Here is a 26,334-nt window from a genome sequence, read left to right on the forward strand (position 1 = left end):
ACAAGGAAGATTTTATCAGCACAATGGTCTTTTTGTTACCAAGAGAAGATGATTTTGTACTGTTTTCCTCCCTTGTCCACTGTCCTTCCTTGTCCCCCAAGTCTTGCCCTCACGACAATGTAAAAAACCTACCCTTGTAAGCCTGTTCCCCCCTCAAACAGATATGTTCCCTATTCCAACGGACAAAATAAATGATATCAAGTCCAGTTAATTACTGATAATCAACTTTCTCCTCTTCACTCTTGCCTCTTGCCTTTTGACTACCCTCACAGATAATATAACTATTCCAACGGATCTGATATGAGAATGTTCTTTTCTGACGAAGAAATAGCACAATTAATTGCAGAAGATGTCCCATTTCTCGATTTAACTACCTATGGATTAAATATAGGTAAAGAATTAGGAGAAATTGAATTTTCTACCCGTCACACCATGACTATTTGTGCAACAGAAGAAGCAGCAAGAGTATTTGAAAAATGTGGTGCAAAAGTTGAATATTTACTAGAAAGTGGAACTTGTTTAACAGCACAGCAATTAATTCTCAAAGCTAGTGGTTGTGCGGAAGCTTTACATATTGGTTGGAGAGTAGCGTTAAATTTAATGGAATACGCTTCTGGTATTGCTACCCGTGCAAAAGAATTAGTTGATGCTGCTAAAAATGTAAATTCTGATGTGGCAGTTGTCACCACTCGCAAATGCTTTCCTGGTACAAGAATTATTTCCATGAAAGCAATTTTAGCTGGTGGTGCTACTCCCCACCGTTTAGGACTATCAGAAACAGTTTTGATTTTTAAACAACACCTACTATTTATAGATAGTATTGCAGAAATAAGTGAACGTATCAACCAAATGAGAAAACGATTTCCAGAACAAAAAATTGCTATTGAAGTGGAAACAGAAACCGATGCTTGGATGGTGGCTGAAGCAGGAGTTGATTTAATTCAATTTGATAAAATTCCTACTGTAGAACTAGGTAGTTTGGTTACAGAATTAAAGCAGAAATATCCAGGTTTAAAATTAGCAGCAGCAGGTGGAATTAATTTAGAAAATGTCAGGAATTATGCCAGCACAGGGGTAGATATTTTGGTGACGAGTTACCCGTATTTTGGTAAACCTGCTGATATTGGGGCGAAGATGAAACGGAGGTAATCCTAATGCTAATACTTCTGCTTCTCCTTGTCCCAAATCTATAACAACCAGGATTATGGGATTAACAAATGACTATTAACTATAATATGCTATATTCTTAGCTATTAATATTTTGAGGATGAATAATTGTAATTTCAGGAACATCTATAAAATCTTTGGGATTTAAAGTTAAAATATGGCTGATATTATGAGCAATCATCACTGCTAATATGTGTATATCATGAGTTCGTTTACCAGAAATATTATATGTTGTTACTAAGTTCAACCAAATAGAAAATACATCTGGTGTTTCTGCTAGTAAATCAAATTGACTTATTAACATTTGTACTGCTTGAGTTGTTTGTTCTACAGTCCATCCTAAGCCATTAACATTGACAGGACGAGTAGCAACAACCCAAAATTCAATGATTACTTGAGGGGTAATAAAACATTGATGATTATTAGATATTAAATATTTAATTGTGTTATCAACTAGATGGAAATCAGGAGATGTGATATCTCTTGAACGTAACAGAATATTGGTATCTAATAAGTAACTACTCATCTTCCTCGATCATCATAAATGTTTTCTCGACGTAGTGCTTCATCAGAAAGATTAACAGAACTTTTAGGAGCTTTTTCTATCCACTCTTGCCAAAGTTTTAATCTTTCTTCAGAGGTTAAAGGCTTTTTAGGTTGTTTGTTGAAATCCTGATAACTCAGCCTTTCTTGGAAAAGTTGTTTTTCTTCGGGAGTTAATTTGGAAACAATTTCTACAAGCGAGTCAACAAGTTGTACATTCATAATTATCTATTTTATTTACTAGGTTATAGGCAATATTGTACTGTATTTTAATTATAATCTGTCAACTGTCAGAATCAGGATACCCAGGATTATAGGATTAACAGGATGATTATTTGATGATTACTAGACGTAAATTATGTATTGATTATTACATCACACTTAATAAATATTTACCTTTCCCTGTAACAATCATCAAAACCTAACCAATGCGCCTACCCTAAATATGATGGTATAGGTAAAATAAAAAAAGTTCGCTTTTTTGTAATAGCCAAAAACTTATTAAACAATAAAAAATTACCCAGTCCTTAAGTAACAAAGACTCCTTGAGGAGTCTTCGCCAAAAATCAATTTTTGGTATTCAGAACGTCTTTACCGGAATTCCTCGACCATACAGGTAACGGGATGTCATGTTTAGACTATCTTTCAACGCCTAAATCATGTCTGCTGCATCCTATATTTTTATATTAGGCTATATTTTCAATTTCGTCAAGTTTCTATTTGTCTGAATCAGGACTACCTTCGGGAAGTCAAAAGTCAAAAAGTTAGAATTTTTTTGTCTGAATCAGGATAACCAGGATTAGAGGATTTACAGGATGATTATTTGATGGTTAATGACTATTAACTTAATATTTTGTCAGAATCAGGATAACCAGGATTATAGGATTAATCAATTAGCAAAAGGATTTACTATTTTTAATTCTGTAATTGCCTGAAAATCACTAATATTTCTTGTTACTAAAATAGCGTTTTGATTTATTGCTGTAGCAGCGATAATTGCATCAGGAAGTTTAATTTTGTAATTTCGCTTTAATTGGATGGTTTTATTTTCAATCTCTTGTGATAATGGAACTGTGTTAAACTGAGATAGTAAATTTTCAATAGACTGTTCCTCCTCTTTTGATAAGCCAGTAAAACTCAGTAATTCAATGCGGATAATCGGTGAAAGTAGAATTTCGTGTACATTAACAAATTCTTCTGCAAACCATGAATCAGCTATTATATCATCAGCTAAATAGTAGATAACAATATTTGTATCATAAAGATATCTCATTTATCCCACTCCTGACGCAGATGATCTAAATGAGCTAACATAGCTGATTTTTTATGTTTTAAAATACCTTTAGCTTTACTAATTTTTTCATAGTCTTTTTGCCAATATGATAACATTGATTCTGGTACATCTACTGTAATTGAATCTTCATCTTGAGATACAAGATAATGTTTTGGTATTTTGATTAATGGCATAGTTTTATGCTCCTGTTTCTCTTAATTCAAATTGTAACATATTGTTTGAATCAGGATAACCAGGATTAAAGGATTAACAGGATGATTATTTTCTACATCAAATATAGCATCAATTAATAATTAACTTGCTCAATATCGGTGTGAATGAAATCATTACCTTTAAATAATAAAGGTTGATTGTTAGATTTTGCTAAAGCATAAGAAAAGCAATCTCCCATATTCAGTTTTGCGGGATGACGGCCTTTACCAAATTTCAAAAATGCTGCACTTGCTAATTGTGCCTGTTCTACAGTAAAAGGTACAATAGTTATAGACAATGCTGCAATTAATAAGTTAAGATTTTCTACACCTTGCTGACCATGTTTAGTACCTAAAACAATGGATGCTTCTACATAACCTGGAGAAGAAAGTAAACATTCTGCACTTTTGTTAATAAGTTCAATAAATATCAATTCTTCAGGTTCAGCATAAATAATTGCCATAATAGCAGAAGTATCAATAACCATTATTCTGGGATTCCAAACTCGTTATAACCGATGATTTCATCAGGAGTTCTGCTATCAAGAACTGGTAAATTTCTAATCTGATGACAAATACTCCGAACAAGATTAATATCAATTTTATTCTCTTTGTGATTGGGTAAGGAAATAGGATGAACTTGATATAAAAGTTTTCCTGTTATTTCCATCCCGGCAAAATTTGGGGGAAGTTTCAGATATAAACAACCATTTTCATCTACACGAGCATCAAAATTAATTTGTTGCATTGTCTTTTCTGATCAATTTAATTACGGAATTTTTGCTTTTACCTCTATTCCGATTGTAACATATTGTCTGAATCAGGATAACCAGAATTTAAGGATTAACAGGATGATTCTTTGATGGTTAATGAGTATTAACTTAATATTTTGTCTGAATCAGGATAACCAGGATTAGAGGATTAACAGGATGATTATTTGATAATTACTAGACGTGAATGATGTATTGATTATTACAGTAATTTCATAAAAATTAACCTTTTGTCTGAATCAGGATAACCAGGATTAGAGGATTAACAGGATGATTATTTGATGGTTAATCACTGTTGTTTATGTATTGATTCTTACATCACACTTAATAAATATTTACCTTTCCCTATCACAATCATCAAAACCTAACCAATAATTAAACAATCACATCCTGTACATCCTCAAATCCTGGACATCCTGATTCTGACAACCACAACATTCATCACACAACAAATAATCATCCAATCACATCCTGTACATCCTCAAATCCTGGACATCCTGATTCTGACAATATTAAAATTATGTAAACAAATAACCAAATTACCTAAATATGCTACATTTAACGCAACATACATGAAACTAACTATTAACTAATCATGAATAATCCCCAACAACCTCTAGAGTATGATGCTGTGCTTGGTGGTGAAAATCAAATATCAAGTAGTCCTGATCTGAAAATGACCACAGAAAGAGCGATAAATTTATTAAAAGCTGGTACAGCAGGAATTAAAGCATGGAATCTATTTAGACAGCAAGAAACCTATCTCCCTAATCTTGAAGGAGTTGATTTGAGCGGACAAGATTTGACTGATGCTAACTTACATAATGTGAATTTAAAAAATTCTAAATTAGTTCAAGCTAACCTTACAAGAGTCAATCTTATTAATGCCGATTTGCAAGAATCTGATCTATCTCAATCATCGCTAACTAGCACTAATTTTTCTAATGCTAATCTTCAAGGTGCAAACTTGACAAAGGCAAATTTTATTAATTCCAATTTCACTAAAGCTAATCTCGCAAAAGCTAACTTAACAGAAAGTATAGGATCTAATGAAAATTTATCATGTAACTTCAAAGAAGCAAATTTTTCAGATGCTATTCTAATCAAAGCTACTCTGAAAAGATGTAATTTAGAGTCAACAAATTTAACTGAAACTAAATTTGATAGTGCTAATTTATATGGAGCAAATCTTCAAAATGCTATTATTGCCAATACAAGTTTTTTAAACACAAATCTTGAATATGCTAACGTAACAGGAACTAAATCTTTTTTCGCCCATGTTAATAAACAAACTGTGATAAGTAACATTTCTGGAATTTAATAAATAAGCTGTTGTGTATTTGACTTGTATAAGTTTGACAGGCAGGATGCCTGTTCCACAAGAGTTCAGAATATTAGGATTATACAATTTAGCTGTGTAACAGCTTATCATAATCCCCCTCATCGCTTGCGGGAAGGGGGTTGGGGTTATTGGTGACAAGTTAAGGCTGAAAGTATAGAAATGTCGGAAGCTGCTCATGATCTAATTGAAGGTGTAGAATTAGATAGATCAGTAAAGTCAAAATTAATCACATTCATGAATTGATTTACATTCCCAAAATTGTCCAGGTCCTACTATCAAAATTTGCTCATTTGGCATTAATAATTCCCAGTAAGCAAGACCAGAATCATCTTCTAAATCTGGTTCTAAAATAAATTTATAATTATAATTATCCTCACCCTCAAATGATAAAGTGAGTGTAAAATCATGATTGCCACCAAGGGCAAAATTAGTCAGCTTTGTATTTTCTAACGGCTGTAACAATCTTTCAACAAATTCATTATTTGGGTGTATATCTAAAATAGATGAATGAATTCCAGACAAAAGATTTCCGAACGTTAAACTCCAAGGTGTTGCCCTAGTGAAAAGTTGCCAGCTTCCTTTGTTTAAGTGTTTTAACTTAGGATGATTATAAGGTTTCATTTCACCAAAGTCTAATATTAATTCATCACCATAACTAAATCCAATTTGATGGCAAGTTTCGCCGATAATTGGTTGAATAATTTGATTCAGATTTTGTATAGAATTAGCAAGAGATGTTTTAGGAGTCATAATCAATATCCTCTAAAAATTCTTTAGCTTTTTGTCTAAGTTCCTGATATGTAAAATCACCTCTATCATTTAAAGTTCCACCATAACCATTTCTTTTTTCTATCTCGATAAATTTACCAAATGCTTTTCTTAATTTCTCTGACATACTAAATTCTCTAGCAATGGCATCAATTTGTTTAATGTCATATTTTTTACCCATAAATATATAGACATCCTGATATAATATTTTAACATTAGGAGCTTCATCATGGGTTTCCGTGTAGTCGTATCTTCCAGGACTCAGTAGCTATTGGCGCTTTTACCCTCTTACTCTTGGAACTTCTTAAACTCTTTATATTAGGCTATATTTTCAATTTCGTCAAGTTTCTATTTGTCTCAATGTCGCTCAGTACAAGTCGCGGTAGTTGAGCGTAGTCGAAACTCGATAACCACCTGATTCAGACAATATTAAAATTATGTAAACAAATAACAAAGTTACTCAAATATGCTATTTTAGATACAGTATACATGAAACCAACTATTAACCAATCATGAATAATCCACAACAACCGCGAGAATACGATGCTGTGCTTGGTGGTAATAGTCCATCACTAGAAGGTGCAGCCGTTTTAGGTGGTATTGAAGGGGTAAAATTACGGTTACAAAATCCAGATGCAAATGTGAGAATTGCTGCACTTGAGCAAGCATTGAATTATGGAGAACAGGGTTTAGATTTAGTAATTAAAAGTTTAAAGGATGAAGCTGTAGAAGTACAAGATGCGGCTTATTTATTGTTAAAGTTTTGGAAAGAAGAAAATAAATCTTCAGAACCAAGCTTACTTGAGAAAATCAGAAAATTTGTCTTTAAACACCCAAATCATCAAAATATTGAACAAATCTTAATAAGTAAAGTTAATCAGGCGTTAAGAAAGTCCGATGCACATTTAAAACTAGGATGTTCAACAGACTATACTCATTTAAGAGATTTACTCGCAGTAGGGAAATGGGAAGAAGCTGACAAAGAAACAAGACGGGTAATGTTAGCAGTAGCCAAACGGGAAGGAGAAGGTTGGTTAAATATTGACAGTATTAATAAATTCCCCTGTGAAGACCTCCGTACTATTGACAAGTTGTGGGTAAAATATAGCAATGGAAAGTTTGGTTTTTCTGTTCAACAGCGTATTTATCAAAGTTTGGGTGGAACTAAACATTGGACAATTTCGGAAGCCTTAGCCTTTTGTGACAAAGTAGGATGGAAGAAAAACAGGTCGGTGAGTAGTAGATACAGTGATATCTTGCCCAGTTTTCATCCAGACTCGTGGGATGACTACTACTATCTTTCTTTTCCAGAGCAAGTAGAGTTGTATAGAATGACACACTCACAAGAATTTGCTAATAAAGAAGCACCAAAGGGTCTACTTCCCTGGTCAGTTCATCATGAAATTGTTGGTATGGACATGGAGGATATACCGTGGGGTTTAGTAAAGGGTTGTGAAGGGAAGGTTTATTTGAAGCATCGGCAGGGTTCTGGTTTGGAAGACGTGTTGACTTATAGCGAGATTCAGAATCTCTATAGCTATAGCTATAGAGATAGAACTAGAACTAGGGGGCTGGCAGATTCGATGTACGGGTTGGCTTATAGCGAGATTAAGAATCTGCGTTTATCTCTTCCTCTCACTTCTTTGACGTTGCGGTCCATGGATCTGTTCACTCGCATCCAGATGTAAGCGAATTTTAACCTTGTCTGCTTTGGATACAGCCCAACGACTAAAACAGGAAAGGCTTGACAGGCGGCGAGCTAAGAGAAAACAAGCAGATGGAGTTAAATGAAATACAGGTTTTTATTGCAAACCCAATAAACTAACAACTAATCCCCCTATTCATACATAATGAATAACCCCCATCAACAACTACTCCAACAAATAGACCTCATGCTTCGCGCCCGCTATCCCCTACTATATATAGTCGGAGTCGAAGAAGAACCAATAGAACAAGTCCTGCAACAACTCACCCAAATATCCCAGACACCACGACAACTATTATTATGGGATATCGTCACCGGTTGGGATGACAACGGAACTGATAAAGGTTCAGTCATGGGTGCATTATCAAGAATTACCAAAACCCCAGAAAATACAACCACAATTTTTGTATTGCGAGACATTCATTTTATCCTCAAAAACCCCGAAACAGAAAAAAATGCTCCCGTTATTCGTGCTATCAAAAACCTCACCCGTCAACTCAAACGCACACGCCAAACCCTCATCCTCACCAGTCATATATTAACCATTCCCCCAGAACTACAAGAAGAAATTACAGTAATTGATTTTCCCTTACCCAACATCCAAGAAATAGATTATTTAATTCATCAATTAATAGTCCCCGAAAAACTTAACTTAAATGGACTAGGAAAAGAACAATTAATCAAAGCCTGTCAAGGATTAAGTCGCGCCAGAATTAGAAGAGTTTTAGCCGCAGCTTTAGCAGCAAAAGGACAAGTTAACGAAACAGATATTGATAGAGTTTTAGAAGAGAAAAAACAAGCAGTTCGCCAAACCGGAATATTAGAATTTTACACCGCCAATGAATCATTAAAAAACGTCGGTGGCTTAGAAAATCTTAAACAGTGGGTGCGAATGCGTCAAGATGCTTTTACCGAAGAAGCACGACGTTATGGCATACCCAACCCCAAAGGCGTTTTATTAGTAGGAATCCAAGGAACAGGTAAATCATTATCAGCCAAAACTATCGCCCACGAATGGCGTTTACCATTGTTACGTTTAGACGTGGGTAGATTATTTGGAGGAATAGTGGGAGAAAGTGAAAATCGCATTCGCCAAATGATACAATTAGCAGAAGCAATATCACCCTGTGTATTATGGATGGATGAAATAGATAAAGCATTTGGTAATATTAATAGTGGGGTTGATGGTGATTCGGGAACATCGCGCCGAGTATTTGGAACATTAATAACTTGGATGCAAGAAAAAACCAGTCCCGTGTTTATGGTGGCTACTGCTAATAATGTGCAAATATTACCAGCCGAGTTATTAAGAAAAGGGCGATTTGATGAAATATTCTTTTTAAATTTACCTACGGAAAAAGAACGCCATGATATTTTTAAAGTCCACATTCAAAAAGTTCGCCCTTCCCGACTGCGAGAATTTGATTTACAGAAACTTGCCAGAAATACCGAAAACTTTAGCGGTGCAGAAATTCAACAAGTAATTATTGATGGTATGCACCGCGCTTTTGGTAGTTTGGTTGCTGGAAATAGGCGAGATTTTAACACAGAAGATATTTTAGATGCGGTATCGGAAACTGTACCTTTGGCGGCTATTGCTAAGGAACAAATTACCAGTTTAAAACGTTGGGCGGCGGAAGCTGGCGCAAGAACGGCTTCTATTGATACACTGTTAATGGAAGAGTTAAAGGTTTATTCTCAGCAGCAAGGTTTGGGTCCGTTGGAGGTGGATTAAATAATTGATAATTGATAATTGACAATTGATAATTCATAAATGAAAAAAGGAGTTGATTTTTTATGTCTCATTTTACAACTATCAAAGTACAAATTAAAAATGGTGATGTTCTCCATCAAATATTGCAAGAGTTAGGTTATCAAGTTGAGTTAAATTCTCAGGTTCGTGGTTATATGGGTAATAAAACCAATGCTGAATATGTGATTAAGCAATCTAATGGTTATGATTTAGGTTTTCGTCAACAGGGAGGAATTTATGAATTGGTTGCAGATTTTTGGGGTGCGGAAATTAATCAGCAGGATTTTATTAATCAAATTAGTCAAAAATACGCCCATAGAAGTTTGATGGAAACCATACAAACTGAAGGTTTTGATGTAGAGGAAGAGGAAGTTTTAGCAGATGGTACGGTGCGGGTTGTTGTTGGTAAATGGGTTTAAATAAGAAAGCACAAAAAGATCCCTGACTTCTGACATAAATTAATCATTGATTGATAAGATGTTAAAAGAAGTCGGGGATCTAAGGACAAAAGGAAAAATCATTATGGCAGAATATCAAAAGATTGAATATCGCATTGGTAAAGATGGTAAAATTGTGGAACGGGTTTTAAATGCCACTGGTTCTAGTTGTTTGAAAACTACAAAAAGTTTAGAAAAATCTTTAGGAGAAATAGAATCTCAGGAATTATTACCAGAATATTATCAAGATGATGAGATGATTACAACTTCCGAAAATCAAACCTTACAACAACAATAAACTATCATTACTCGTTCCTTGTCTCTGACAAGGAATGCAAAAAAGAGGCTCTGCCTCATGATAAAATAGAGGTAGAACTTCTAAAATGGCATTCCCAGTCTGGAGACTGGGAACGAGAAATTTCTTAGATAAGTTGGGTATTTGAACCTATAATGGGTATATCACCGCCCAAGAATCTTCATTTTTTACTTCTAGGAACGGCTTTATTATGCTTCAAAGACTATATGTAAATAATTTCCGATGTTTAGAAAACTTTGAACTGAAAATAAAAGATATGCCATCTGCTATATTGATTGGCAAAAATGGTACAGGTAAATCAACTATTGCTAAAGCATTAGAGGTACTTCAATCTATTGCTAGAGGAATTAATAGACTACGTGAACTTGAAAAAAATAATCTTATTGGACGAAATGATTTTGCTTATGGAAAGTTTGAAGTTCCCATTCGCTTAGAAATAGAAGTATTACTGAAAAATCAATTATATCAGTATATTCTCGCGTTAGAGTTACCAGAAAATTTTCAAGAACTGCGAGTTTTTGAAGAACAACTTCTAGTTGATGGAAATGCAATTTACTCTCGAAAAAACGCTCAAGTTACTATTCATAGTAATACCCAAAATAAAGAAGCTCAGTTTTCTGTAGATTGGCATTTAGTAGCTATGCCAATAATTAGTAATGATAGTCTTTATGTTTTAAAGAATTGGCTGGCTGAGATGATTATTTTAGCACCAATTCCTAGTTTAATGACTGGAGATTCTCACGGGGAAACTTTACAACCAAAAAAAGATGGTACAAATATTGGAGAATGGTTTTCTGGTTTACTGGGTAGATATCCTGCGGCCTATAGAGAAATTGACAAATATCTCCGAAAACTTATGCCAGACTTTCAAGATTTTGTCAATGAAACTATTGGTAAAGACGTGAAAAGTCTCATCGTTAGATTTGAGAAAAATCAAGCTACTTTAAATGTTAATTTTCAAGATTTATCAGATGGTGAAAAATGCTTTTTTCTTTGTGCTGTGGTATTAGCTGCTAATCAATTCTATGGTCCGGTTTTTTGCTTTTGGGATGAACCTGATAATTATCTTTCTCTATCGGTAGTAGGTCATTTTACTATGTCTTTACGACGTTCATTTACAAATAATGGACAACTTTTAGTAACTTCTCACAATCCTGAAGCAATCAAAAAATTCTCTGATGAAAATACCTTTTTCCTTGATCGGAAAAGTCACTTAGAACCAACTTTAATTAGGTTAATTAGTGAGATACCTGGTCGTGGAGATCGAGTTGATCTGATTGATGACCTAATTTGTGGAGATATAGAATTATGAGTCCAAATGAGTATAGACCACATCTTCTCATCTTATTAGAAGATAAGGCTCATAATGATATTGTTAACGGATTTTGTCTAAATTTAAACGTAGATGCGGATAAGATTGAATGTCTACAAAAAGCGCGTGGATGGGTAAATGTTAAAGATAAATTTGAAAAAAAATATATTCCCCAACTGCGACAAAATCTTAACAAACATATCTTATTAATCATTGATCGTGATGTCTATCAAAATAGAGGAAGTTATGTAGAAGAATGTATTCCTGAAGATATAAAAAATAGAGTATTTATTTTGGTGTTCAACCCTAATCCAGAAAGTCTTCAAAGAGATATTAAACAAAGTCGTGAGAATATCGGACAAGCACTTGCTAAAGCTTGCTCTGAAAGGGAAAATGGATTATGGGAACATCCTGTTCTCATAGACAATAAACCTGAGTTAGAGCGGATGATTTTATCTGTTAAACCATTTCTGTTCCCGAATTAAACTAACAAATAATATGCTAGAACAAATTAATCATTTCGGTTTCGGTCTAATTCTCGCTATCATCTTTTATATTATTCTGCGTTTCCTATTTCCCGAAACTCAGGAAAATACATCTATTCAACATCAAAATACAACCGCAACAGATACAGAACATAAAATCAAAGATTTAGAGTTACAATGTCAACGACTGCGGGAAGAATTAAAACAACAATCTCAACAATTAAAAACTGATTTTCAAAATGAAACCTTTACCCAACTGCAAACTTTACTTACCAACTATCCCACAGTCAAAAAAATGGCTTTAACAAAACCTGACTTACCCGCTAAAAATATTGTTTCTCTATTTACATCTTTAGATAATTTAATGGCCAGTTGGGGTTATACTGTGATTGGGGAAACTTGGGAACAGGTTAATTATAATCCCCAAATACATCAAGCTGATAGTGATGATATTCAAGAAGGTGATTTAGTTTATATTCGGTTTATAGGTTATCAAGATGGTGAGAAAGTTCTCTATCCTGCTAAAGTTAGTCGCACTTTACCAGGAGGTTTTAATAATAATTGAATATATCTCACGCAAAAACGCAATCTCCGTCAGGAGATCCCGAAGGGTAGACGCAAAGAAGATAAAGAGAAGTTAATTATATTGATTTATTATTCTGACTCCTGACTCCTGACTCCTGACTCCTGACTCCTGACTCCTGACTCCTAAATTTATGACTACTATTGCAATTGATTTTGGTACGAGTAATACTGTAATTAGTATTCTAGAAGTTGATACCCAACAACCTAAAAGTTTACGTTTCCCTAATTTATCCCGTGTATTTGTGGGTGTTACTTCTCAAGGTGAAAGATTAGAATATCCGGTTATTCCTAGTTTAATGTTTATTAAATCAGGTCATAATATTATATTAGGTGAAGGTGTGAGAAGTCAACGTTTAGGACTTTCTCAAAATTATCCCCCAGAAAGATTATTTAAAAAGTTTAAACGTGATTTAGCTGGAGATTATCAACCACCACCACGTCAAATTGATGGAATTAGTTATAATTCTGTTGCTGTTTCTGAGTTGTTTATCCAAACTATTTGGCAGGAAATTAAACAGCAGAATATAGAACCTAGTCATTTAGTTTTTACCGTTCCTGTTGGTGCTTTTGAACGTTATTTAGATTGGTTTCGAGAGTTAGGTAATAAATTAAATGTTCCCCATGTTTCTATTATAGATGAATCTACCGCCGCAGCTTTAGGTTATGCTGTAAAATCTCCTGGTAAATTAATTTTAGTTGTAGATTTTGGTGGGGGAACTCTGGATTTAAGTTTAGTGAGAACTGTTAATAATTCTCATCAAAATAATATTAATAATCATAACTTACGTGCTGAGGTTTTAGCCAAATCAGAAGCTTATGTAGGTGGTGAAGATATTGATGTTTGGATAGTTGATGATTATTTACGTTCTCAAAATCTCACACCTGAACAAGTTGGTAAAATCAGTTATCAAAATCTTTTAGAAATTGCTGAACGTTTAAAAATTCAACTTTCTAAAAATCAAACTGCTTCCGAAAGTTGGTTTGATGATGAATCTTTTATGTCTTATGAGTTAAAAATTACCCGTGAAAAATTAGAAGAAATTTTAGAATATCGACAATTTTTACAACAGTTACGGGATGCGTTAGATGAAGTTTTAACATTTGCACTGAGAAAAGGTATTGCTAAAAATGATATTGAACAGATTTTATTAGTAGGAGGAAGTTGTTTAATTCCCGCAGTTCAACAATTAATTATTTCTTATTTTGGTAAAAGTAAGGTAAAATTAAATAAACCCTTTGATGCTGTATGTCATGGTGCGTTAGCAATTACGCAAATTACAGAAATAGATGATTTTTTGCGTCATAGTTATGCGATTCGTTTATGGGATAATTACAGCAAAAGTTATATTTATCATCCTATATTTACCAAAGGTACAAAATATCCTTGTCAAAGTTCCCAATGGTTAACCTTACAAACAGCAAATAATGGACAAACAGAAATTCGTTTAGATATTGGGGAATTAGGTGATATGACACAAACAGAAATAGCTTTTGACGCTTCAGGTAGAATGACTTCTAGCACTCTCCAACATCAAGAAAGTTACCGTTCCTTAGATACCCAACATCAACAGGTATGTGTAGCAAAACTTAACCCTCCAGGCGCAGCAGGATTTGATAGAATATCCGTATTATTTGAAGTTGATTCTCGTCGGATTTTGTTAGCAACTGTTAAGGATTTATTAACAGCAGAGATATTAGTTAATAGAGGTGAAATTTATAAATTGAGGTAAGATAATATCTCTAAGCGCCAGTCAATTGTCCCCAGTCCCTTTTATTCCATCCTTTGCAACTGCGCTACTTTCGGATCAATGATTTTTTGACCTAAACTAGCAAATTTAATCGCTACAGATATCTTATTACCCGTTCCAAAAACATGAGTAATTTCACCAATGCCAAAAGTTTTATGTAAGACTTTTTCGCCTACTTGCCAATTTTCTGATATGCTTTGATTATTTGTTTTTGCTGATGGTGATTTAGTGAAAGTACGGGTATTTTTCCGTTTGGTGGTTAATAAATCTGGGGGTAGTTCTTCCAAAAATTGCGATCGCAAAGCTGGTTCTCTACTACCATACAACCTTCTTTCTCTGGCATGGGATAAATACAATCTTTCCTTAGCGCGTGTTATCCCCACATAACACAAACGTCTCTCTTCTTCTAAAGATGCGGGATCTTGCAAAGAACGATAACCAGGAAATAACCCCTGTTCTAACCCAACTAAAAATACTACAGGAAATTCTAAACCTTTAGAAGCGTGCAAAGTCATTAAAGAAACTGCTGTTTGTCCTTCTTTTAAATTATCTAAATCAGAACTTAACGCCGCACTTTGCAAAAATGCTTGCAAGGAAATATCATCACCTTTATTATCGTCTTCAAATTGAGTGATAGCGTTAAACAATTCTTTGACGTTACTGATTCTATTATCAGCTTCATCCGTTCCCTGTTCCATCAAATCCCGAATATAGTTAGAATCATCTAAAATTCCTTCTAAAATCTCAGAACCGGGAATTTTTGTAATTTGTTCTTGCCATTTCTGAATTATACTAGCAAAACCATTCACAGACTTGGCTGCACGTCCAGCTAAAGTATTTACTGATGTTTCATCACTTAATATTTCCCATAAAGTTGTACCTAATTGTTGGGAAGCATTCATCAAAGCGTCAATAGTAGCTTTACCAATTCCCCGACGAGGAGTATTAATAACTCTTAATAAACTAACAGTATCCGCTGGATTATTAATTGCTCTTAAATAAGCAACAACATCTTTAATTTCTTTGCGGTCATAAAATTTCATTCCCCCGACAACTGTATAAGGAATTTGATATTTTACTAATAATTCTTCAAAAGGTCGAGATTGGGCGTTAGTGCGATAAAGAATAGCAAAACTACCCCAATTTAATTCCGGGTTTTGATGTTCTAAAGTGCGAATTTGATTAATCACAAAATCTGCTTCTGCTATTTCATCATCTGCTTTATAACAATAAATTGCTTCCCCTGCATCCCGTGTAGCTCTGAGAATTTTATCAATACGTTGGGTGTTATTTTCTATTAGTTCATTAGCAGCTTGGAGGATATTTTCACAAGAGCGATAGTTTTCTTCTAATTTTACCATTGTTCTGGTATCATCATCCTCTAAACCATCGCCAAAATCTTGTTGAAATTCAAGTAATATGGTAAAATCAGCCATTCTAAAACTGTAAATAGATTGGTCAGCATCACCCACCACAAACACAGACCGATTTTGCCAATCCCACTCACTCTTTCTGTTTTCACCATTAGTTACTAACAGACGAATCAATTCATATTGAGTGCGGTTTGTGTCTTGATATTCATCTACTAAAATATGACAAAATTTCCGATGCCAATACCCTAAAACTTGTTCATTTTGTTGAAATAATCTCGTGGGGATTAAAATTAAATCATCAAAATCCAAAGCGTTATTTTGTGCTAATCTATCTTGGTAAAGATTATAAACATCAGCAATTACCCGACCCCGATAATTTGGCTGTTCCCGTTCAAATTCCTGGGGTGATAAACCTTGGTTTTTTGCATTACTAATGGCGTAACGCACAGATTTAGGATCAAATTTTTTACTATCTAAATTAAGTTCTTTAGTAACAATTTCTTTGATTAAGCTTTGGACATCAGATTCATCAAAAATAGAAAAGTTTTTATTCCAACGTCGTCCTTTTTCATCTTGGTATTTTTCGATATCATAACGAAGAATGCGAGAAAAAAGACTATGAAAAGTGCCACACCACATATTTTTAATAATAGTGCGGTAAACCTTAGATATCAATTGAGTTTGTTCATATTCTGGTAATAAATCAAACTTTTGACCATGTTGAGAAATAGCTAATTGTTCAGCAAATAACCTTTGAATCCTATCTTTCATTTCCCGTGCAGCTTTGTTAGTGAAAGTCACCGCTAAAATATTTTCAGGGTTAACACGGTTTTGCAGAATCAAATTAGCGATACGGTAAGTAAGCGCACGAGTTTTACCAGAACCCGCACCAGCGACAACTAATAACGGTCCGCAATAGTGTTCAACTGCTATGCGTTGACTGGGGTTAAGATGGCTGAGAAAATCAATATTTGTAGTCATAGGTGTGTGAAAGAGCGATGCAGTGATATCTGTAAAATGACATTTATCAATTGTAGCTATTGGTCAGACTACAATATCCTCAGCAACTTGGGTAAGGAAATATCAGATTCCAACAAACTCTTAACTCTTAACTCTTAACTCTTAACTCTATCACCCATCACCCATCACCTGTCACCCATCACCTGTCACCTGTCACCTGTCACCTGTCACCTGCACCGTCAAAGGTAAATTGACTTTAAAGGTTGAACCAGCACCAAGCTGACTTTTGACAATAATCTCACCCCCCATCATTTGACAAAAATGACGGCTAATAGCCAATCCTAACCCAGTACCGCCATATTTCCTCGTAGTGGAATTATCTCCTTGGGTAAAAGGTTGAAATAGCTGCTGCTGCTGACTAGGGGACATTCCAATTCCTGTATCAGTTACAGTAAAACTAATTACACTCAAGGGCGCGTCTTGACGTAATTTGATTTTTTCATGCTTAACCGTCAAAGTCACTTTGCCGTTAGTGGTAAATTTAGCCGCATTACTGAGTAAGTTTAATAATACTTGTTGCATCCTGGTTTGATCAGTATACATTGTCCCTAGATTATCATCACAGTCCACCTGTAAAGTATTGCCATTTTTTTCCATAGCTGGTTTAACTGTGAGAACAACATTATTAATCAAATTTGTAATATCAAATGTCTCTGGGTAAAGAGTCATTTTCCCAGCTTCGATTTTTGACACATCCAGGATATCGTTAATGAGTTTTAGTAAATGTCTACCGGCAGAATTGATAGTTTCTAAATCAGTGATAAAATCTGGGGATGCAGCAAAATCAGCAGCATCATCTTGCAAAAGTTGACTTAAACCAATAACTGCATTTAACGGTGTGCGTAACTCGTGACTGACATTAGCGAGAAATTGACTTTTTGCTGTGCTGGCAGCTTCAGCTAATTCTTTGGCTTGTTCGAGTTGTTTAGTGCGTTCAGATACTCGCTCAATCAAGCGATTGAGAGATTTAGCCAGCAAGCCAATTTCATCATCAGTAGTGATGGGAGCGCGTAAATCGAAATTAGATTTTTTGGCCACTTGTTCAGCTACTTGAGTGACAGTAATTACAGGTTCAGCGATCGCTCGACTGGTACGCCAAGCTACCACAGCTGCAATAGCCACAGATAGCAGCATACTGACTATAAAAATTGTTCTTTCTACAAATCTCGCTTCCTCTACATCGTTTTGCCTATCCTGTTCTTGTTCTTGCGCCGTTCTTAAAATTCTCGTCAACTTATTTGATAAATTATCTAGATCCTCGACAGTGTTACTGTTCATAACTTCCAGTAACTCTTTGCGTACAGTTTCTACTTGTTCAGACTGTAAAGCATTATTATCAAGTTTTTGTAAAATTTTTTCTACTTGCTCAATATAAACTTTAAAATTACTAGAATAATCTGATAATAAAGTTTGTAAAGTGTTGCTATTGGCAGCTAAAGTCTCGGGCTTACTGCTAATATATGCGCTGATATTTGTGTCTAATTTTTGAGCTTCAGCAAAAGAAGTCAGTAATTCATCTTTTTTCTGGGTTCGCTTTTGTGTATTTTCTAAAACAGCCACTAAATTCGCGCTATGCAACTGTGCCTCAAATATGGCATTTTTATAATTATTCAGTAGTTGTTCTTGCTGTTTAGCTTGATGGAACTGTCGGACTTCTCTGCCTCGGTAGTAGTTGGCCAGCACTAACCCTGTCAAGGAACCAAAAAAGCCTATTCCAATAGCTACAAAGTAGCCATAGCCAATTTTTTGATGGATACGCCATGAACTAGCTTTAAGTTTCCCACGGGAGGGAAATTCTATTGTTGGAAGTTCATCTATTTTTGGCTCTTGAGTTGACACTTTTTTGCTTTCCCAACTTTTGTCAACAAGGTAAAGCTTTTGATCTGGTATCCCAGCATTTTCTTAACCTTCCTACAAATATCACCAACCAAGTTTAACCTTGATAATGACTTTAAATATGATTAAATTATCATTTATCCTTTTGGATAACAGGATTAAATCATTCTTTTCCAGATAATAGCATGGACTTATAAGAAAATCGAGTGAGCCAAAACCACGCCCGATAAATTATCGGAACTTGGTAGAGATACTTTATCGTATTAGCCAAGTCAATTAGTGATGTTAGTTGGTCGCTGTTTACTCAATGGTTAGAATATTTTGGGAAGATTTACGGGCGTGTGGTTGTACCAGTTACACCACAATATACTTCTCAAAATTGTGCTAATTGTGGAGAAATTGTCAAAAAATCACTGTCAGTTAGAACTCATGTTTGTAACTGTGGGTGTGTTCTTGATCGGGACCACAACGCTGCAATCAATATTTTGGCGAAGGCACTAAAACAGACAGGCTATGATTTAAGTACCGTCGGGCGGACGGAAACTTTTTACACTGAGCGAAGCCGAAGTGTTAACGCTTGTGGAGAGATGACCCTCTACCCAGATTTGGTAACAAGTTTGGGCATGGTTGCTCATTGAAGCAAGAATCCCCGTCCTTTTAAGGTGGGGAGCGTCAATAATGTCTAGTCTATTTGAACAAACCTAAAAATTGTTACATATTAAAATCAAGATGAAAAAGCCAATTGACGAATCTGGCTGAATATAGCTTTAATAGTGAGAAATAGTCCATTGCTTAGTAAACAGTCTTGTGGTCAGAATAGTGAGGATTAAGAAAACTCCACTGTCAAAATTATGGAAGTGAAAATGCAAGAACCAGAATATACAGAAACCAAGTCAAAAGAAACAACAATCCCAGATATCAACACCCAAGCAGGAAGCATCACCAAACTACAGCCTCCTGTACAGTCTCAAGAGCAATGGCTCAAATATGGGCAGCAAGTTTCTGGCTTTTTAGGCACATTACCTGACTATGTGGGTAACTTCTTTAATCAATACAAGCAGCCTATAATTAGCATTGGTTTAGTGATTACAGCAATTGTCACTGTTAAGGTTTTACTGGCTGTACTAGATTCTCTCAATGGTATTCCCTTGGTAGCACCTACCTTTGAATTGATTGGTATTGGTTATTCTGCCTGGTTTGTGTATCGCTATTTACTCAAAGCTTCAACTCGGCAAGAGTTAACCAGTGAAATTACAACCCTCAAATCACAAGTTGTAGGTAAAGACTCTTCGGAATCTTAATTTTTAAGCAGTCAGGAGGCAGGAGGCAGGAGGCAAAAGGCAGGAGGCAGGAGGCAGGAGGCAGAAGGCAGGAGCAAAATAAATATTTCTTGTTCCCTGTTCCCTGTTCCCTGTTCCCTATTTTTTGACTTTTGACTTTTAATTTTCTTCCCCAGTCACCAGTCACCAGTCCCCAGTCCCCAGTCATCTATCTCTTCAAAGCACTCGTAAAATGCTAGGAATGCTATCTATTGCTTCCAGGGTTTGAATTTCGGCTAAAGCTTGTCTAAAGTCGCCCTCTTTCACATCGTGGGTGACAACGACAATTTCTGCTAGTTCTTCCTGAAAACCGGTTTGGACGACTGACTCTAAACTCACGCCATATTTACCAAAGCAAGTTCCTAATTTACCGATGACTCCGGGATGGTCTTTGCTGAGGAAACGAGTGTAAAATCGGGTAACAAGTTCAGAAATTGGCGCTATTTGACAGTAATGTTGATGTCTACAAGCTAACAAGGGATTTACTTTAGGGGTATTAGTTTTCAACGTCGCTACCAGATTTAAAATATCTGAGCAGACAGCACTAGCAGTAGCACCAGCACCAGCACCAGGTCCAAAAAACATCACTTGGCCAATGGGTTCTCCTTCCACAAGAATGGCATTATAAACACCATTGATACTAGCTAAAGGATGAGTTTGGGGTACTAAAGTAGGATGGACTCTCACTGATAGCTGAGAATTATCACCGATTTGGCCTTTGGCGATCGCCAATAATTTAATCACAAATCCCAATTTAGCAGCATAGGTAATATCGGTCTTACTGACTTGGCGAATGCCTTCACAATAGACATCTTGCAAGTTGATGCGATCGCCAAAACCTAAAGATGCCAAAATAGCAATTTTATCAGCCGCATCCAAGCCATCAACATCAGCTGTGGGGTCAGCTTCTGCATAACCTAAACGTTGAGCATCAGCCAAAACATCGTTGAAGTTGCCGCCTTCCGTTTGCATCCGGCTAAGGATGTAGTTAGTTGTACCGTTAACAATGCCAGTGATAGTATGAATCTTATTAACGCTTAAAGACTGTTTGAGGGGTTGAATCACAGGGATACCACCACCAACAGAAGCTTCTAGCATCACATATACCCCAGATGCGTTGGCAGCGGTAAATATTTCTGCCCCAAATCGGGAAATAGCAGCTTTGTTAGCTGTGACTACGTGCTTACCATTTTTAATAGCAGTGAGGATCAGCGATCGCGCTGGTTCTAATCCTCCCATGACTTCCACAATTATATCTATATCTGGATCATTGACAATTGCTTCTAGATCCGTAGTCACTACCCCCGATGGTAGTTCTACATCTCGGTGTTTATCAAGCGATCGCACTCCCACGCGATAAATTTCGATTTCCTGCAACAGTGGGTGACGACCTTCCAAGTCCTGCAACAATTGTACAGTCCCCGTTCCCACAGTACCTAATCCTAATATTCCTAGTTTAACACCCACAGATTTTGCACCCAAACGATATACACAAAACAATTGTAGGCAGGGCATCGCCCCACCTACAAACTTAAAGCTGAGAATTTGGAATTAAATTACTATTGAGCATTGACCACATTAGTAGGTTTCCACGTGCCAGCGGCCTTCTTTTTTCATGCCTTTCTGATAATCACTCCAGTTCACACCTTCCTTAGCAGCAGCAGCGGACAAAGCGGCATCAATACCATCTTCCATACCACGTAAACCGCAGATGTAAGTATGGGTTTTTTCATTTTTAATCAACTGCCACAGTTCATCAGCGTTTTCTGCTACACGGTCTTGGATGTACATTCTGCCACCTTGAGCGTTTTGTTGTTCCCGACTGATAGCATAGGTCAAACGGAAGTTATCAGGATATTTAGCCTGCATCTCTTCCAATTCTTCATGATAGAGAATGTTTGCCGTCTTAGGTACACCAAACAGCAACCAAGCAAATCCATTGAATTGATATTCTGGGTTGGCTGCTCTTTCTGCATCTTTAAACATCCGCCACAGATATGCACGCATAGGAGCAATACCTGTCCCTGTAGCTAACATGATTACATTAGTATCAGTGTCTTCAGGTAATAGCATTTCCTTACCCACAGGACCAGTGATTTTTACTTCATCACCGGGTTTAATCTGAGTTAAATAGGTAGAGCAAACACCATAAACTGTTTCGCCACTTGCTGGATCTTTATATTCCAATTGACGAACACACAATGATACTGTCTTGTCGTCTACATCATCACCATGCCGAGTGGAAGCAATAGAATAAAGCCTCAGCTTTTCGGGCTTGCCTTTTTTGTCTATACCAGGGGGAATAATACCAATACTTTGACCTTCTATGTAGTTTAAGTTACTACCTGTCAAGTCAAACTTGATATGCTGAACAATACCAATTCCGCCTTCTTTTACTAACGGCTCATTAGAGATTACCTTACCGATAAAAGGAGCATTAGGACGATAAGTGTTCACAGGAACATCAGCGTGTTTGGCTTTCGCTTGAGTCATCGTGTTACCTTTTTTATCCTTAGATGGTTTAGCAAAACCTTTGGCTTCGCTACTGGTACTCACGGGTGCGTCTTTACCAATCTCCTCATTGTTAGCATTTACAGGTGTCACTGGCTCGCTGACTTCTCTGTTAGCACTGTCTACGGCTCCTTGACCGTTAACTGGCTGTAGCACCGATATAGGCTGAATGCTAACAATTTTACCGCCTAGACGAGTGATCCTTCGCATTTCTTGATTCATGCGGTTGTAAGGTACTCTGATGAATACACTGCCACTTTTACGAATAGGGTAGTTCGTTTGATCAGATTCTTGATTCTGACGCAGACCCACCACTTCGTATACGAAGACGCGGCTACCTGATTCTATGTTGGCAGCACCCTCAACAGCACCTTGATTGTACATTCGTTCTACCACTCCAATATTTACTTAACCGTTTATCAAAAAAATTCCCATCATATTGTCAGCTTTAAGTTTACCGGATTTTCGTTGCATAAAAGCATAAAACTGACAATGTGAGAAAACAGCATCATGAAAATGATGCCCTGCTCAGTACACTCGGCAAAGACTATATTAGGTATGGTATCCAACACACCTGTTCATCTTCTAAGGTAGATGATAAGTCTTTGACAGAATGTTAATAGTAAATCAATTTAAACTTTTTTTTACTAATTACATACTTATTGCCTCTCCTAATAACATATAATAGTCATTATTTACGCTATAAAACGAAATAATTTATTTAAATTTATTATTTTTCTGACTATACATACCCTTTGGTAGTTTTCAACAGGCAAATATGTGAGAATTCAAGAGTCGGAAGCCGGGAGCTAGGAAAAAGATCAATATTGCCTGTTTGCTGTTGCCGATTGTCAACTAAAATATGGTTGAATAAGACTGTTACACCATTCAATTGTTTTTAACAGCAACGCCTGTTACAAAATACATCTTTCTGTTAAAATCTAGTATACCACTAGGATTAAATACTTACCAGTCCAGAACTCAGGATAGTAGAAATCAGTAGTTAACAGGACTATGTTGATCACTACCCTGATATGCTGTATTTATGCTGGATAAAAAGAACGCAGGGTTTTACCCTTAGAGTAAAACCTCTAGCTTCAAAAATCTGTTGTGTGAAAAAAATATTGATTTGGTCATCTTTTTAGTATTTAGAGGAGATTTATGACAAGTAAGCCGGAACGCGTGGTATTGATTGGAGTAGCTGGAGACTCTGGGTGCGGTAAGTCTACGTTTTTGCGTCGGTTGATCGACTTATTTGGTGAAGAATTAATGACAGTTATCTGCTTGGATGACTATCATTGCCTTGATCGTAAACAACGCAAAGAAACTGGTATCACTGCACTCGATCCCAGGGCAAACAATTTTGACCTCATGTATGAGCAAATCAAAGCTCTAAAAGAAGGTAATGCCGTTGATAAGCCGATTTATAACCACGAAACCGGCATGATTGATCCTCCAGAACGGATTAAGCCCAACCACATTATAGTAGTTGAGGGGCTGCATCCTCTATATGATGAGCGAGTGAGAGCCTTACTAGACTTCAGTGTTTACTTTGACATCAGTGATGAAGTCAAAATTGCCTGGAAGATTCAACGAGATATGGCGGAACGTGGACACCGCTATGAAGATGTATTAGCCCAAATCAATTCTCGTAAACCTGACTTTGAAAAATTCATTGAACCACAAAGAGAATTTGCGGATGTGGTTTTACAGGTATTACCCACAAACTTGATCAAAAATGATACCGAGCGCAAAGTATTGCGGGTACGGATGTTACAAAAAGAAGGTAAGGAAGGGTTTGATCCGGCATACTTGTTTGATGAAGGTTCAACCATTCAGTGGACTCCTTGTGGACGCAAACTGACCTGTTCTTACCCTGGTATGCAGCTTTACTACGGTTCTGATGTGTACTACGGTCGTTATGTATCTGTTTTAGAAGTAGATGGTCAGTTTGACAACCTGGACGAAGTAATTTACATCGAAAACCATCTGAGCAATACATCTACCAAATACACAGGTGAGATGACTCACTTATTACTGCAACACCGTGAATATCCAGGTTCTAATAATGGAACTGGTTTGTTCCAAGTGTTGACAGGTTTAAAAATGCGTGCTGTTTATGAACAATTGACAGCTAAGGAAGCAAAGTTAGCGGCTCAAGTCTAGAACCAGCAATGTTGTTAAACACAAAAAGGGGTTGCATCTGTGGGTGTACCCCTTTTTTGTTGTGGAGAAAGTAAATTTTTTCCCTGTTCCCTGTTCCCTGTTCCCTGTTCTCTGTGTCAATATGGTTATGATTTGAGAAATGAGTAGCTGAAACTAAAATAACCAAATTTAGTCAGTGAATAAAATTATTCCAGTTATTCCAGGAGGATTTTCCTTTGTCTCGACGCTATTTATTTACCTCCGAGTCTGTAACTGAAGGTCATCCAGATAAAATCTGTGATCAAATCTCTGATACTATTCTGGATGCTTTGTTGACACAGGACCCTAGTAGCCGGGTGGCGGCTGAAGTAGTTGTTAATACTGGATTAGTATTAATTACTGGAGAAATTACCACCAAAGCCAATGTAAATTTTGTCAATCTGGCTCGTAAAAAAATCGCGGAAATTGGTTATACTGACGCAGTTAACGGCTTTTCTGCCAATAGTGCCAGTGTACTCGTAGCTTTGGATGAGCAGTCACCGGATATTGCCCAAGGTGTAAATACTGCCCACGAAACCCGTAGTGCTGATAGTGAAGAACTATTTGATAAAATTGGTGCTGGTGATCAAGGTATCATGTTCGGTTTTGCTTGTAACGAAACACCAGAATTGATGCCTTTACCCATTAGTTTAGCTCATCGCATTGCCCGAAGATTGGCAGCAGTGCGGAAAACTGGAGATTTGCCATACTTGCGGCCTGATGGTAAAACCCAAGTTACCGTAGTTTATGAAGATGGTAAACCTGTAGGTATTGATACAATCTTAATTTCCACCCAGCATACACCTAATATTGGGGATATTACGGATGATGCGGCGGTGCAAGCTAAGATTAAAGAAGACCTGTGGACTGCGGTAGTCATGCCTGTGTTTGGCGATATTGCAGTTAAACCAACTGAGGATACACGGTTTTTAGTCAATCCCACTGGTAAATTTGTGATTGGTGGACCTCAAGGAGATTCTGGACTGACAGGACGGAAAATCATTGTTGATACCTACGGTGGTTATTCCCGACATGGTGGTGGTGCTTTCTCTGGTAAAGACCCCACAAAGGTAGACCGTTCTGCGGCTTATGCGGCTCGTTATGCGGCGAAAAATATTGTGGCTGCGGGTTTAGCTGAAAAATGCGAAGTCCAGTTAAGTTATGCTATTGGTGTAGCCAGACCTGTAAGTATTTTTGTGGATACCTTTGGCACTGGTAAGGTTGATGATGAAATCTTACTGCAATTAGTCAAAGATAACTTTGAACTGCGTCCAGCAGGAATTATCCACACTTTCAATTTACGCAACTTACCTAGTGAAAGAGGCGGACGTTTTTATCAGGACGTTGCAGCTTATGGTCACTTGGGACGTTCTGATTTAGATTTACCTTGGGAACGGACTGATAAAGTGGATGTGTTGAAGCAAGCGGCTAATAAGTCTCTTTCTGAAGCGATCGCACCTGCATTAACTTAGAACGATCAAACCCAGATACCCACTTTCTTTAAGAAAGCGGGTATCTTATTTTCATCTATTACTTAGGGGTTGCTGAGAAAGTCTTTCCGTGAGGGCATAGGAGTCAGGAGTCAGGAGTCAGGAGTCAGGAGTCAGGAGGAGATTTGAAAATTTCTTTGCCATCTCTTGAAATCCCAAAAAATGCACACTTTTTCCGGTATACC

At 36.5% G+C, this 26,334-nt stretch carries 25 protein-coding genes and 1 pseudogene; 14 read left to right on the forward strand and 12 right to left on the reverse strand.

Annotated features, from left to right (window positions below; translation table 11 throughout):
* The first annotated feature begins 306 nt into the window (after nt 1–306).
* Entirely contained in the window at nt 307–1,149 is an 843-nt protein-coding gene (modD, locus tag PN497_RS10225) for a ModD protein (RefSeq protein ID WP_006276295.1), read from the forward strand.
* Nucleotides 1,150–1,246: 97 nt separating this feature from the next.
* Here modD and PN497_RS10230 read toward each other — a convergent pair whose 3' ends face one another.
* The 6 genes from PN497_RS10230 to PN497_RS10255 form a co-directional block, all read right to left on the reverse strand.
* Complete coding sequence (locus PN497_RS10230; protein WP_096565790.1) at nt 1,247–1,693, reverse strand: type II toxin-antitoxin system VapC family toxin; 447 nt, start codon at nt 1,691–1,693, stop codon at nt 1,247–1,249.
* Complete coding sequence (locus PN497_RS10235; RefSeq protein ID WP_096565788.1) at nt 1,690–1,932, reverse strand: hypothetical protein; 243 nt, start codon at nt 1,930–1,932, stop codon at nt 1,690–1,692. The genes PN497_RS10230 and PN497_RS10235 overlap by 4 nt, the downstream gene beginning before the upstream one ends.
* A gap of 667 nt (nt 1,933–2,599) precedes the next feature.
* Complete coding sequence (locus PN497_RS10240; protein ID WP_096565786.1) at nt 2,600–2,983, reverse strand: type II toxin-antitoxin system VapC family toxin; 384 nt, start codon at nt 2,981–2,983, stop codon at nt 2,600–2,602.
* On the reverse strand, nt 2,980–3,177 hold the full coding sequence (locus tag PN497_RS10245; RefSeq protein WP_096565784.1) for a hypothetical protein: 198 nt from the start codon (nt 3,175–3,177) through the stop codon (nt 2,980–2,982). The genes PN497_RS10240 and PN497_RS10245 overlap by 4 nt, the downstream gene beginning before the upstream one ends.
* A 113-nt stretch (nt 3,178–3,290) precedes the next feature.
* A complete protein-coding gene (locus PN497_RS10250; protein WP_096565782.1) occupies nt 3,291–3,683 on the reverse strand; it encodes a type II toxin-antitoxin system VapC family toxin in 393 nt (130 codons plus the stop codon).
* Nucleotides 3,683–3,943, reverse strand: a complete 261-nt coding sequence (locus tag PN497_RS10255) for a hypothetical protein (protein WP_096565780.1) — start codon at nt 3,941–3,943, stop codon at nt 3,683–3,685. The genes PN497_RS10250 and PN497_RS10255 overlap by 1 nt, the downstream gene beginning before the upstream one ends.
* Before the next feature lie 617 nt (nt 3,944–4,560).
* Here PN497_RS10255 and PN497_RS10260 point away from each other — a divergent pair.
* A complete protein-coding gene (locus PN497_RS10260; protein WP_096565778.1) occupies nt 4,561–5,286 on the forward strand; it encodes a pentapeptide repeat-containing protein in 726 nt (241 codons plus the stop codon).
* 243 nt (nt 5,287–5,529) lie between these two features.
* Here the strand turns inward: PN497_RS10260 and PN497_RS10265 are convergent, their stop codons facing one another.
* Nucleotides 5,530–6,057 carry a hypothetical protein gene (locus PN497_RS10265; protein ID WP_096565776.1) on the reverse strand — a complete coding sequence of 176 codons (528 nt, stop codon included), beginning with the start codon at nt 6,055–6,057 and terminating at the stop codon, nt 5,530–5,532.
* A complete protein-coding gene (locus tag PN497_RS10270) occupies nt 6,047–6,256 on the reverse strand; it encodes a hypothetical protein (RefSeq protein WP_096565774.1) in 210 nt (69 codons plus the stop codon). The genes PN497_RS10265 and PN497_RS10270 overlap by 11 nt, the downstream gene beginning before the upstream one ends.
* A 331-nt stretch (nt 6,257–6,587) precedes the next feature.
* Between PN497_RS10270 and PN497_RS25915 the strand changes: the two genes are divergently transcribed.
* The 8 genes from PN497_RS25915 (at nt 6,588) to PN497_RS10310 (ending at nt 14,398) form a co-directional block, all read left to right on the forward strand.
* Nucleotides 6,588–7,763: a GUN4 domain-containing protein gene (locus tag PN497_RS25915; protein ID WP_096565771.1), complete on the forward strand. Its 1,176-nt coding sequence runs from the start codon at nt 6,588–6,590 to the stop codon at nt 7,761–7,763.
* Nucleotides 7,764–7,925: 162 nt separating this feature from the next.
* The gene (locus tag PN497_RS10280; protein ID WP_096565769.1) at nt 7,926–9,515 is read left to right on the forward strand and encodes an AAA family ATPase; all 1,590 of its coding nucleotides are present in this window, start codon (nt 7,926–7,928) and stop codon (nt 9,513–9,515) included.
* 62 nt (nt 9,516–9,577) lie between these two features.
* Nucleotides 9,578–9,952, forward strand: coding sequence for a DUF1257 domain-containing protein (locus PN497_RS10285; RefSeq protein WP_096565767.1), 375 nt, complete (start codon nt 9,578–9,580; stop codon nt 9,950–9,952).
* A gap of 103 nt (nt 9,953–10,055) precedes the next feature.
* A complete protein-coding gene (locus PN497_RS10290) occupies nt 10,056–10,268 on the forward strand; it encodes a DUF2997 domain-containing protein (RefSeq protein WP_096572571.1) in 213 nt (70 codons plus the stop codon).
* 208 nt (nt 10,269–10,476) lie between these two features.
* A complete protein-coding gene (locus PN497_RS10295; protein ID WP_096565765.1) occupies nt 10,477–11,598 on the forward strand; it encodes an AAA family ATPase in 1,122 nt (373 codons plus the stop codon).
* Nucleotides 11,595–12,083 carry a hypothetical protein gene (locus tag PN497_RS10300; protein ID WP_096565763.1) on the forward strand — a complete coding sequence of 163 codons (489 nt, stop codon included), beginning with the start codon at nt 11,595–11,597 and terminating at the stop codon, nt 12,081–12,083. The genes PN497_RS10295 and PN497_RS10300 overlap by 4 nt, the downstream gene beginning before the upstream one ends.
* Before the next feature lie 13 nt (nt 12,084–12,096).
* Nucleotides 12,097–12,648 carry a nucleotide exchange factor GrpE gene (locus tag PN497_RS10305; RefSeq protein ID WP_096565761.1) on the forward strand — a complete coding sequence of 184 codons (552 nt, stop codon included), beginning with the start codon at nt 12,097–12,099 and terminating at the stop codon, nt 12,646–12,648.
* Between the two features lie 151 nt (nt 12,649–12,799).
* Nucleotides 12,800–14,398, forward strand: a complete 1,599-nt coding sequence (locus PN497_RS10310; RefSeq protein ID WP_096565759.1) for an Hsp70 family protein — start codon at nt 12,800–12,802, stop codon at nt 14,396–14,398.
* A gap of 41 nt (nt 14,399–14,439) precedes the next feature.
* Here PN497_RS10310 and pcrA read toward each other — a convergent pair whose 3' ends face one another.
* Complete coding sequence (pcrA, locus tag PN497_RS10315; RefSeq protein WP_096565757.1) at nt 14,440–16,770, reverse strand: DNA helicase PcrA; 2,331 nt, start codon at nt 16,768–16,770, stop codon at nt 14,440–14,442.
* Nucleotides 16,771–16,962: 192 nt separating this feature from the next.
* The gene (locus tag PN497_RS10320; RefSeq protein WP_096565755.1) at nt 16,963–18,699 is read right to left on the reverse strand and encodes a sensor histidine kinase; all 1,737 of its coding nucleotides are present in this window, start codon (nt 18,697–18,699) and stop codon (nt 16,963–16,965) included.
* Nucleotides 18,700–18,908: 209 nt separating this feature from the next.
* On the opposite strand from PN497_RS10320, the pseudogene PN497_RS10325 reads away from it, so the two are divergent.
* Both PN497_RS10325 and PN497_RS10330 read left to right on the forward strand, forming a co-directional pair.
* Nucleotides 18,909–19,283, forward strand: a pseudogene (locus PN497_RS10325) (RNA-guided endonuclease InsQ/TnpB family protein); the annotation flags it as partial.
* A 225-nt stretch (nt 19,284–19,508) separates the two neighbouring features.
* A complete protein-coding gene (locus PN497_RS10330) occupies nt 19,509–19,946 on the forward strand; it encodes a CAAD domain-containing protein (RefSeq protein ID WP_096572570.1) in 438 nt (145 codons plus the stop codon).
* 195 nt (nt 19,947–20,141) lie between these two features.
* Here PN497_RS10330 and PN497_RS10335 read toward each other — a convergent pair whose 3' ends face one another.
* Together PN497_RS10335 and petH are read right to left on the reverse strand one after the other, a co-directional pair.
* The gene (locus PN497_RS10335; RefSeq protein WP_096572569.1) at nt 20,142–21,431 is read right to left on the reverse strand and encodes a homoserine dehydrogenase; all 1,290 of its coding nucleotides are present in this window, start codon (nt 21,429–21,431) and stop codon (nt 20,142–20,144) included.
* Between the two features lie 111 nt (nt 21,432–21,542).
* Nucleotides 21,543–22,859, reverse strand: a complete 1,317-nt coding sequence (petH, locus tag PN497_RS10340; protein ID WP_096565753.1) for a ferredoxin--NADP reductase — start codon at nt 22,857–22,859, stop codon at nt 21,543–21,545.
* Between the two features lie 777 nt (nt 22,860–23,636).
* Here petH and PN497_RS10345 point away from each other — a divergent pair.
* Together PN497_RS10345 and metK are read left to right on the forward strand one after the other, a co-directional pair.
* Complete coding sequence (locus PN497_RS10345) at nt 23,637–24,641, forward strand: phosphoribulokinase (protein WP_096565751.1); 1,005 nt, start codon at nt 23,637–23,639, stop codon at nt 24,639–24,641.
* A gap of 215 nt (nt 24,642–24,856) precedes the next feature.
* Nucleotides 24,857–26,131 carry a methionine adenosyltransferase gene (gene metK, locus PN497_RS10350; protein ID WP_096565749.1) on the forward strand — a complete coding sequence of 425 codons (1,275 nt, stop codon included), beginning with the start codon at nt 24,857–24,859 and terminating at the stop codon, nt 26,129–26,131.
* The last annotated feature ends 203 nt before the right edge of the window (nt 26,132–26,334 follow it).

This window comes from Sphaerospermopsis kisseleviana CS-549, from assembly GCF_028329225.1.
GTDB classification, from domain to species: domain Bacteria; phylum Cyanobacteriota; class Cyanobacteriia; order Cyanobacteriales; family Nostocaceae; genus Sphaerospermopsis; species Sphaerospermopsis kisseleviana.

Bases quoted from the DNA above. Each gene is read 5' to 3' on its own strand.
- modD (WP_006276295.1), top strand. From the start codon at position 307: ATGTTCTTTTCTGACGAAGAAATAGCACAATTAATTGCAGAAGATGTC.
- PN497_RS10230 (WP_096565790.1), bottom strand. From the start codon at position 1,693: ATGAGTAGTTACTTATTAGATACCAATATTCTGTTACGTTCAAGAGAT.
- PN497_RS10235 (WP_096565788.1), bottom strand. From the start codon at position 1,932: ATGAATGTACAACTTGTTGACTCGCTTGTAGAAATTGTTTCCAAATTA.
- PN497_RS10240 (WP_096565786.1), bottom strand. From the start codon at position 2,983: ATGAGATATCTTTATGATACAAATATTGTTATCTACTATTTAGCTGAT.
- PN497_RS10245 (WP_096565784.1), bottom strand. From the start codon at position 3,177: ATGCCATTAATCAAAATACCAAAACATTATCTTGTATCTCAAGATGAA.
- PN497_RS10250 (WP_096565782.1), bottom strand. From the start codon at position 3,683: ATGGTTATTGATACTTCTGCTATTATGGCAATTATTTATGCTGAACCT.
- PN497_RS10255 (WP_096565780.1), bottom strand. From the start codon at position 3,943: ATGCAACAAATTAATTTTGATGCTCGTGTAGATGAAAATGGTTGTTTA.
- PN497_RS10260 (WP_096565778.1), top strand. From the start codon at position 4,561: ATGAATAATCCCCAACAACCTCTAGAGTATGATGCTGTGCTTGGTGGT.
- PN497_RS10265 (WP_096565776.1), bottom strand. From the start codon at position 6,057: ATGACTCCTAAAACATCTCTTGCTAATTCTATACAAAATCTGAATCAA.
- PN497_RS10270 (WP_096565774.1), bottom strand. From the start codon at position 6,256: ATGGGTAAAAAATATGACATTAAACAAATTGATGCCATTGCTAGAGAA.
- PN497_RS25915 (WP_096565771.1), top strand. From the start codon at position 6,588: ATGAATAATCCACAACAACCGCGAGAATACGATGCTGTGCTTGGTGGT.
- PN497_RS10280 (WP_096565769.1), top strand. From the start codon at position 7,926: ATGAATAACCCCCATCAACAACTACTCCAACAAATAGACCTCATGCTT.
- PN497_RS10285 (WP_096565767.1), top strand. From the start codon at position 9,578: ATGTCTCATTTTACAACTATCAAAGTACAAATTAAAAATGGTGATGTT.
- PN497_RS10290 (WP_096572571.1), top strand. From the start codon at position 10,056: ATGGCAGAATATCAAAAGATTGAATATCGCATTGGTAAAGATGGTAAA.
- PN497_RS10295 (WP_096565765.1), top strand. From the start codon at position 10,477: ATGCTTCAAAGACTATATGTAAATAATTTCCGATGTTTAGAAAACTTT.
- PN497_RS10300 (WP_096565763.1), top strand. From the start codon at position 11,595: ATGAGTCCAAATGAGTATAGACCACATCTTCTCATCTTATTAGAAGAT.
- PN497_RS10305 (WP_096565761.1), top strand. From the start codon at position 12,097: ATGCTAGAACAAATTAATCATTTCGGTTTCGGTCTAATTCTCGCTATC.
- PN497_RS10310 (WP_096565759.1), top strand. From the start codon at position 12,800: ATGACTACTATTGCAATTGATTTTGGTACGAGTAATACTGTAATTAGT.
- pcrA (WP_096565757.1), bottom strand. From the start codon at position 16,770: ATGACTACAAATATTGATTTTCTCAGCCATCTTAACCCCAGTCAACGC.
- PN497_RS10330 (WP_096572570.1), top strand. From the start codon at position 19,509: ATGCAAGAACCAGAATATACAGAAACCAAGTCAAAAGAAACAACAATC.
- petH (WP_096565753.1), bottom strand. From the start codon at position 22,859: ATGTACAATCAAGGTGCTGTTGAGGGTGCTGCCAACATAGAATCAGGT.
- PN497_RS10345 (WP_096565751.1), top strand. From the start codon at position 23,637: ATGACAAGTAAGCCGGAACGCGTGGTATTGATTGGAGTAGCTGGAGAC.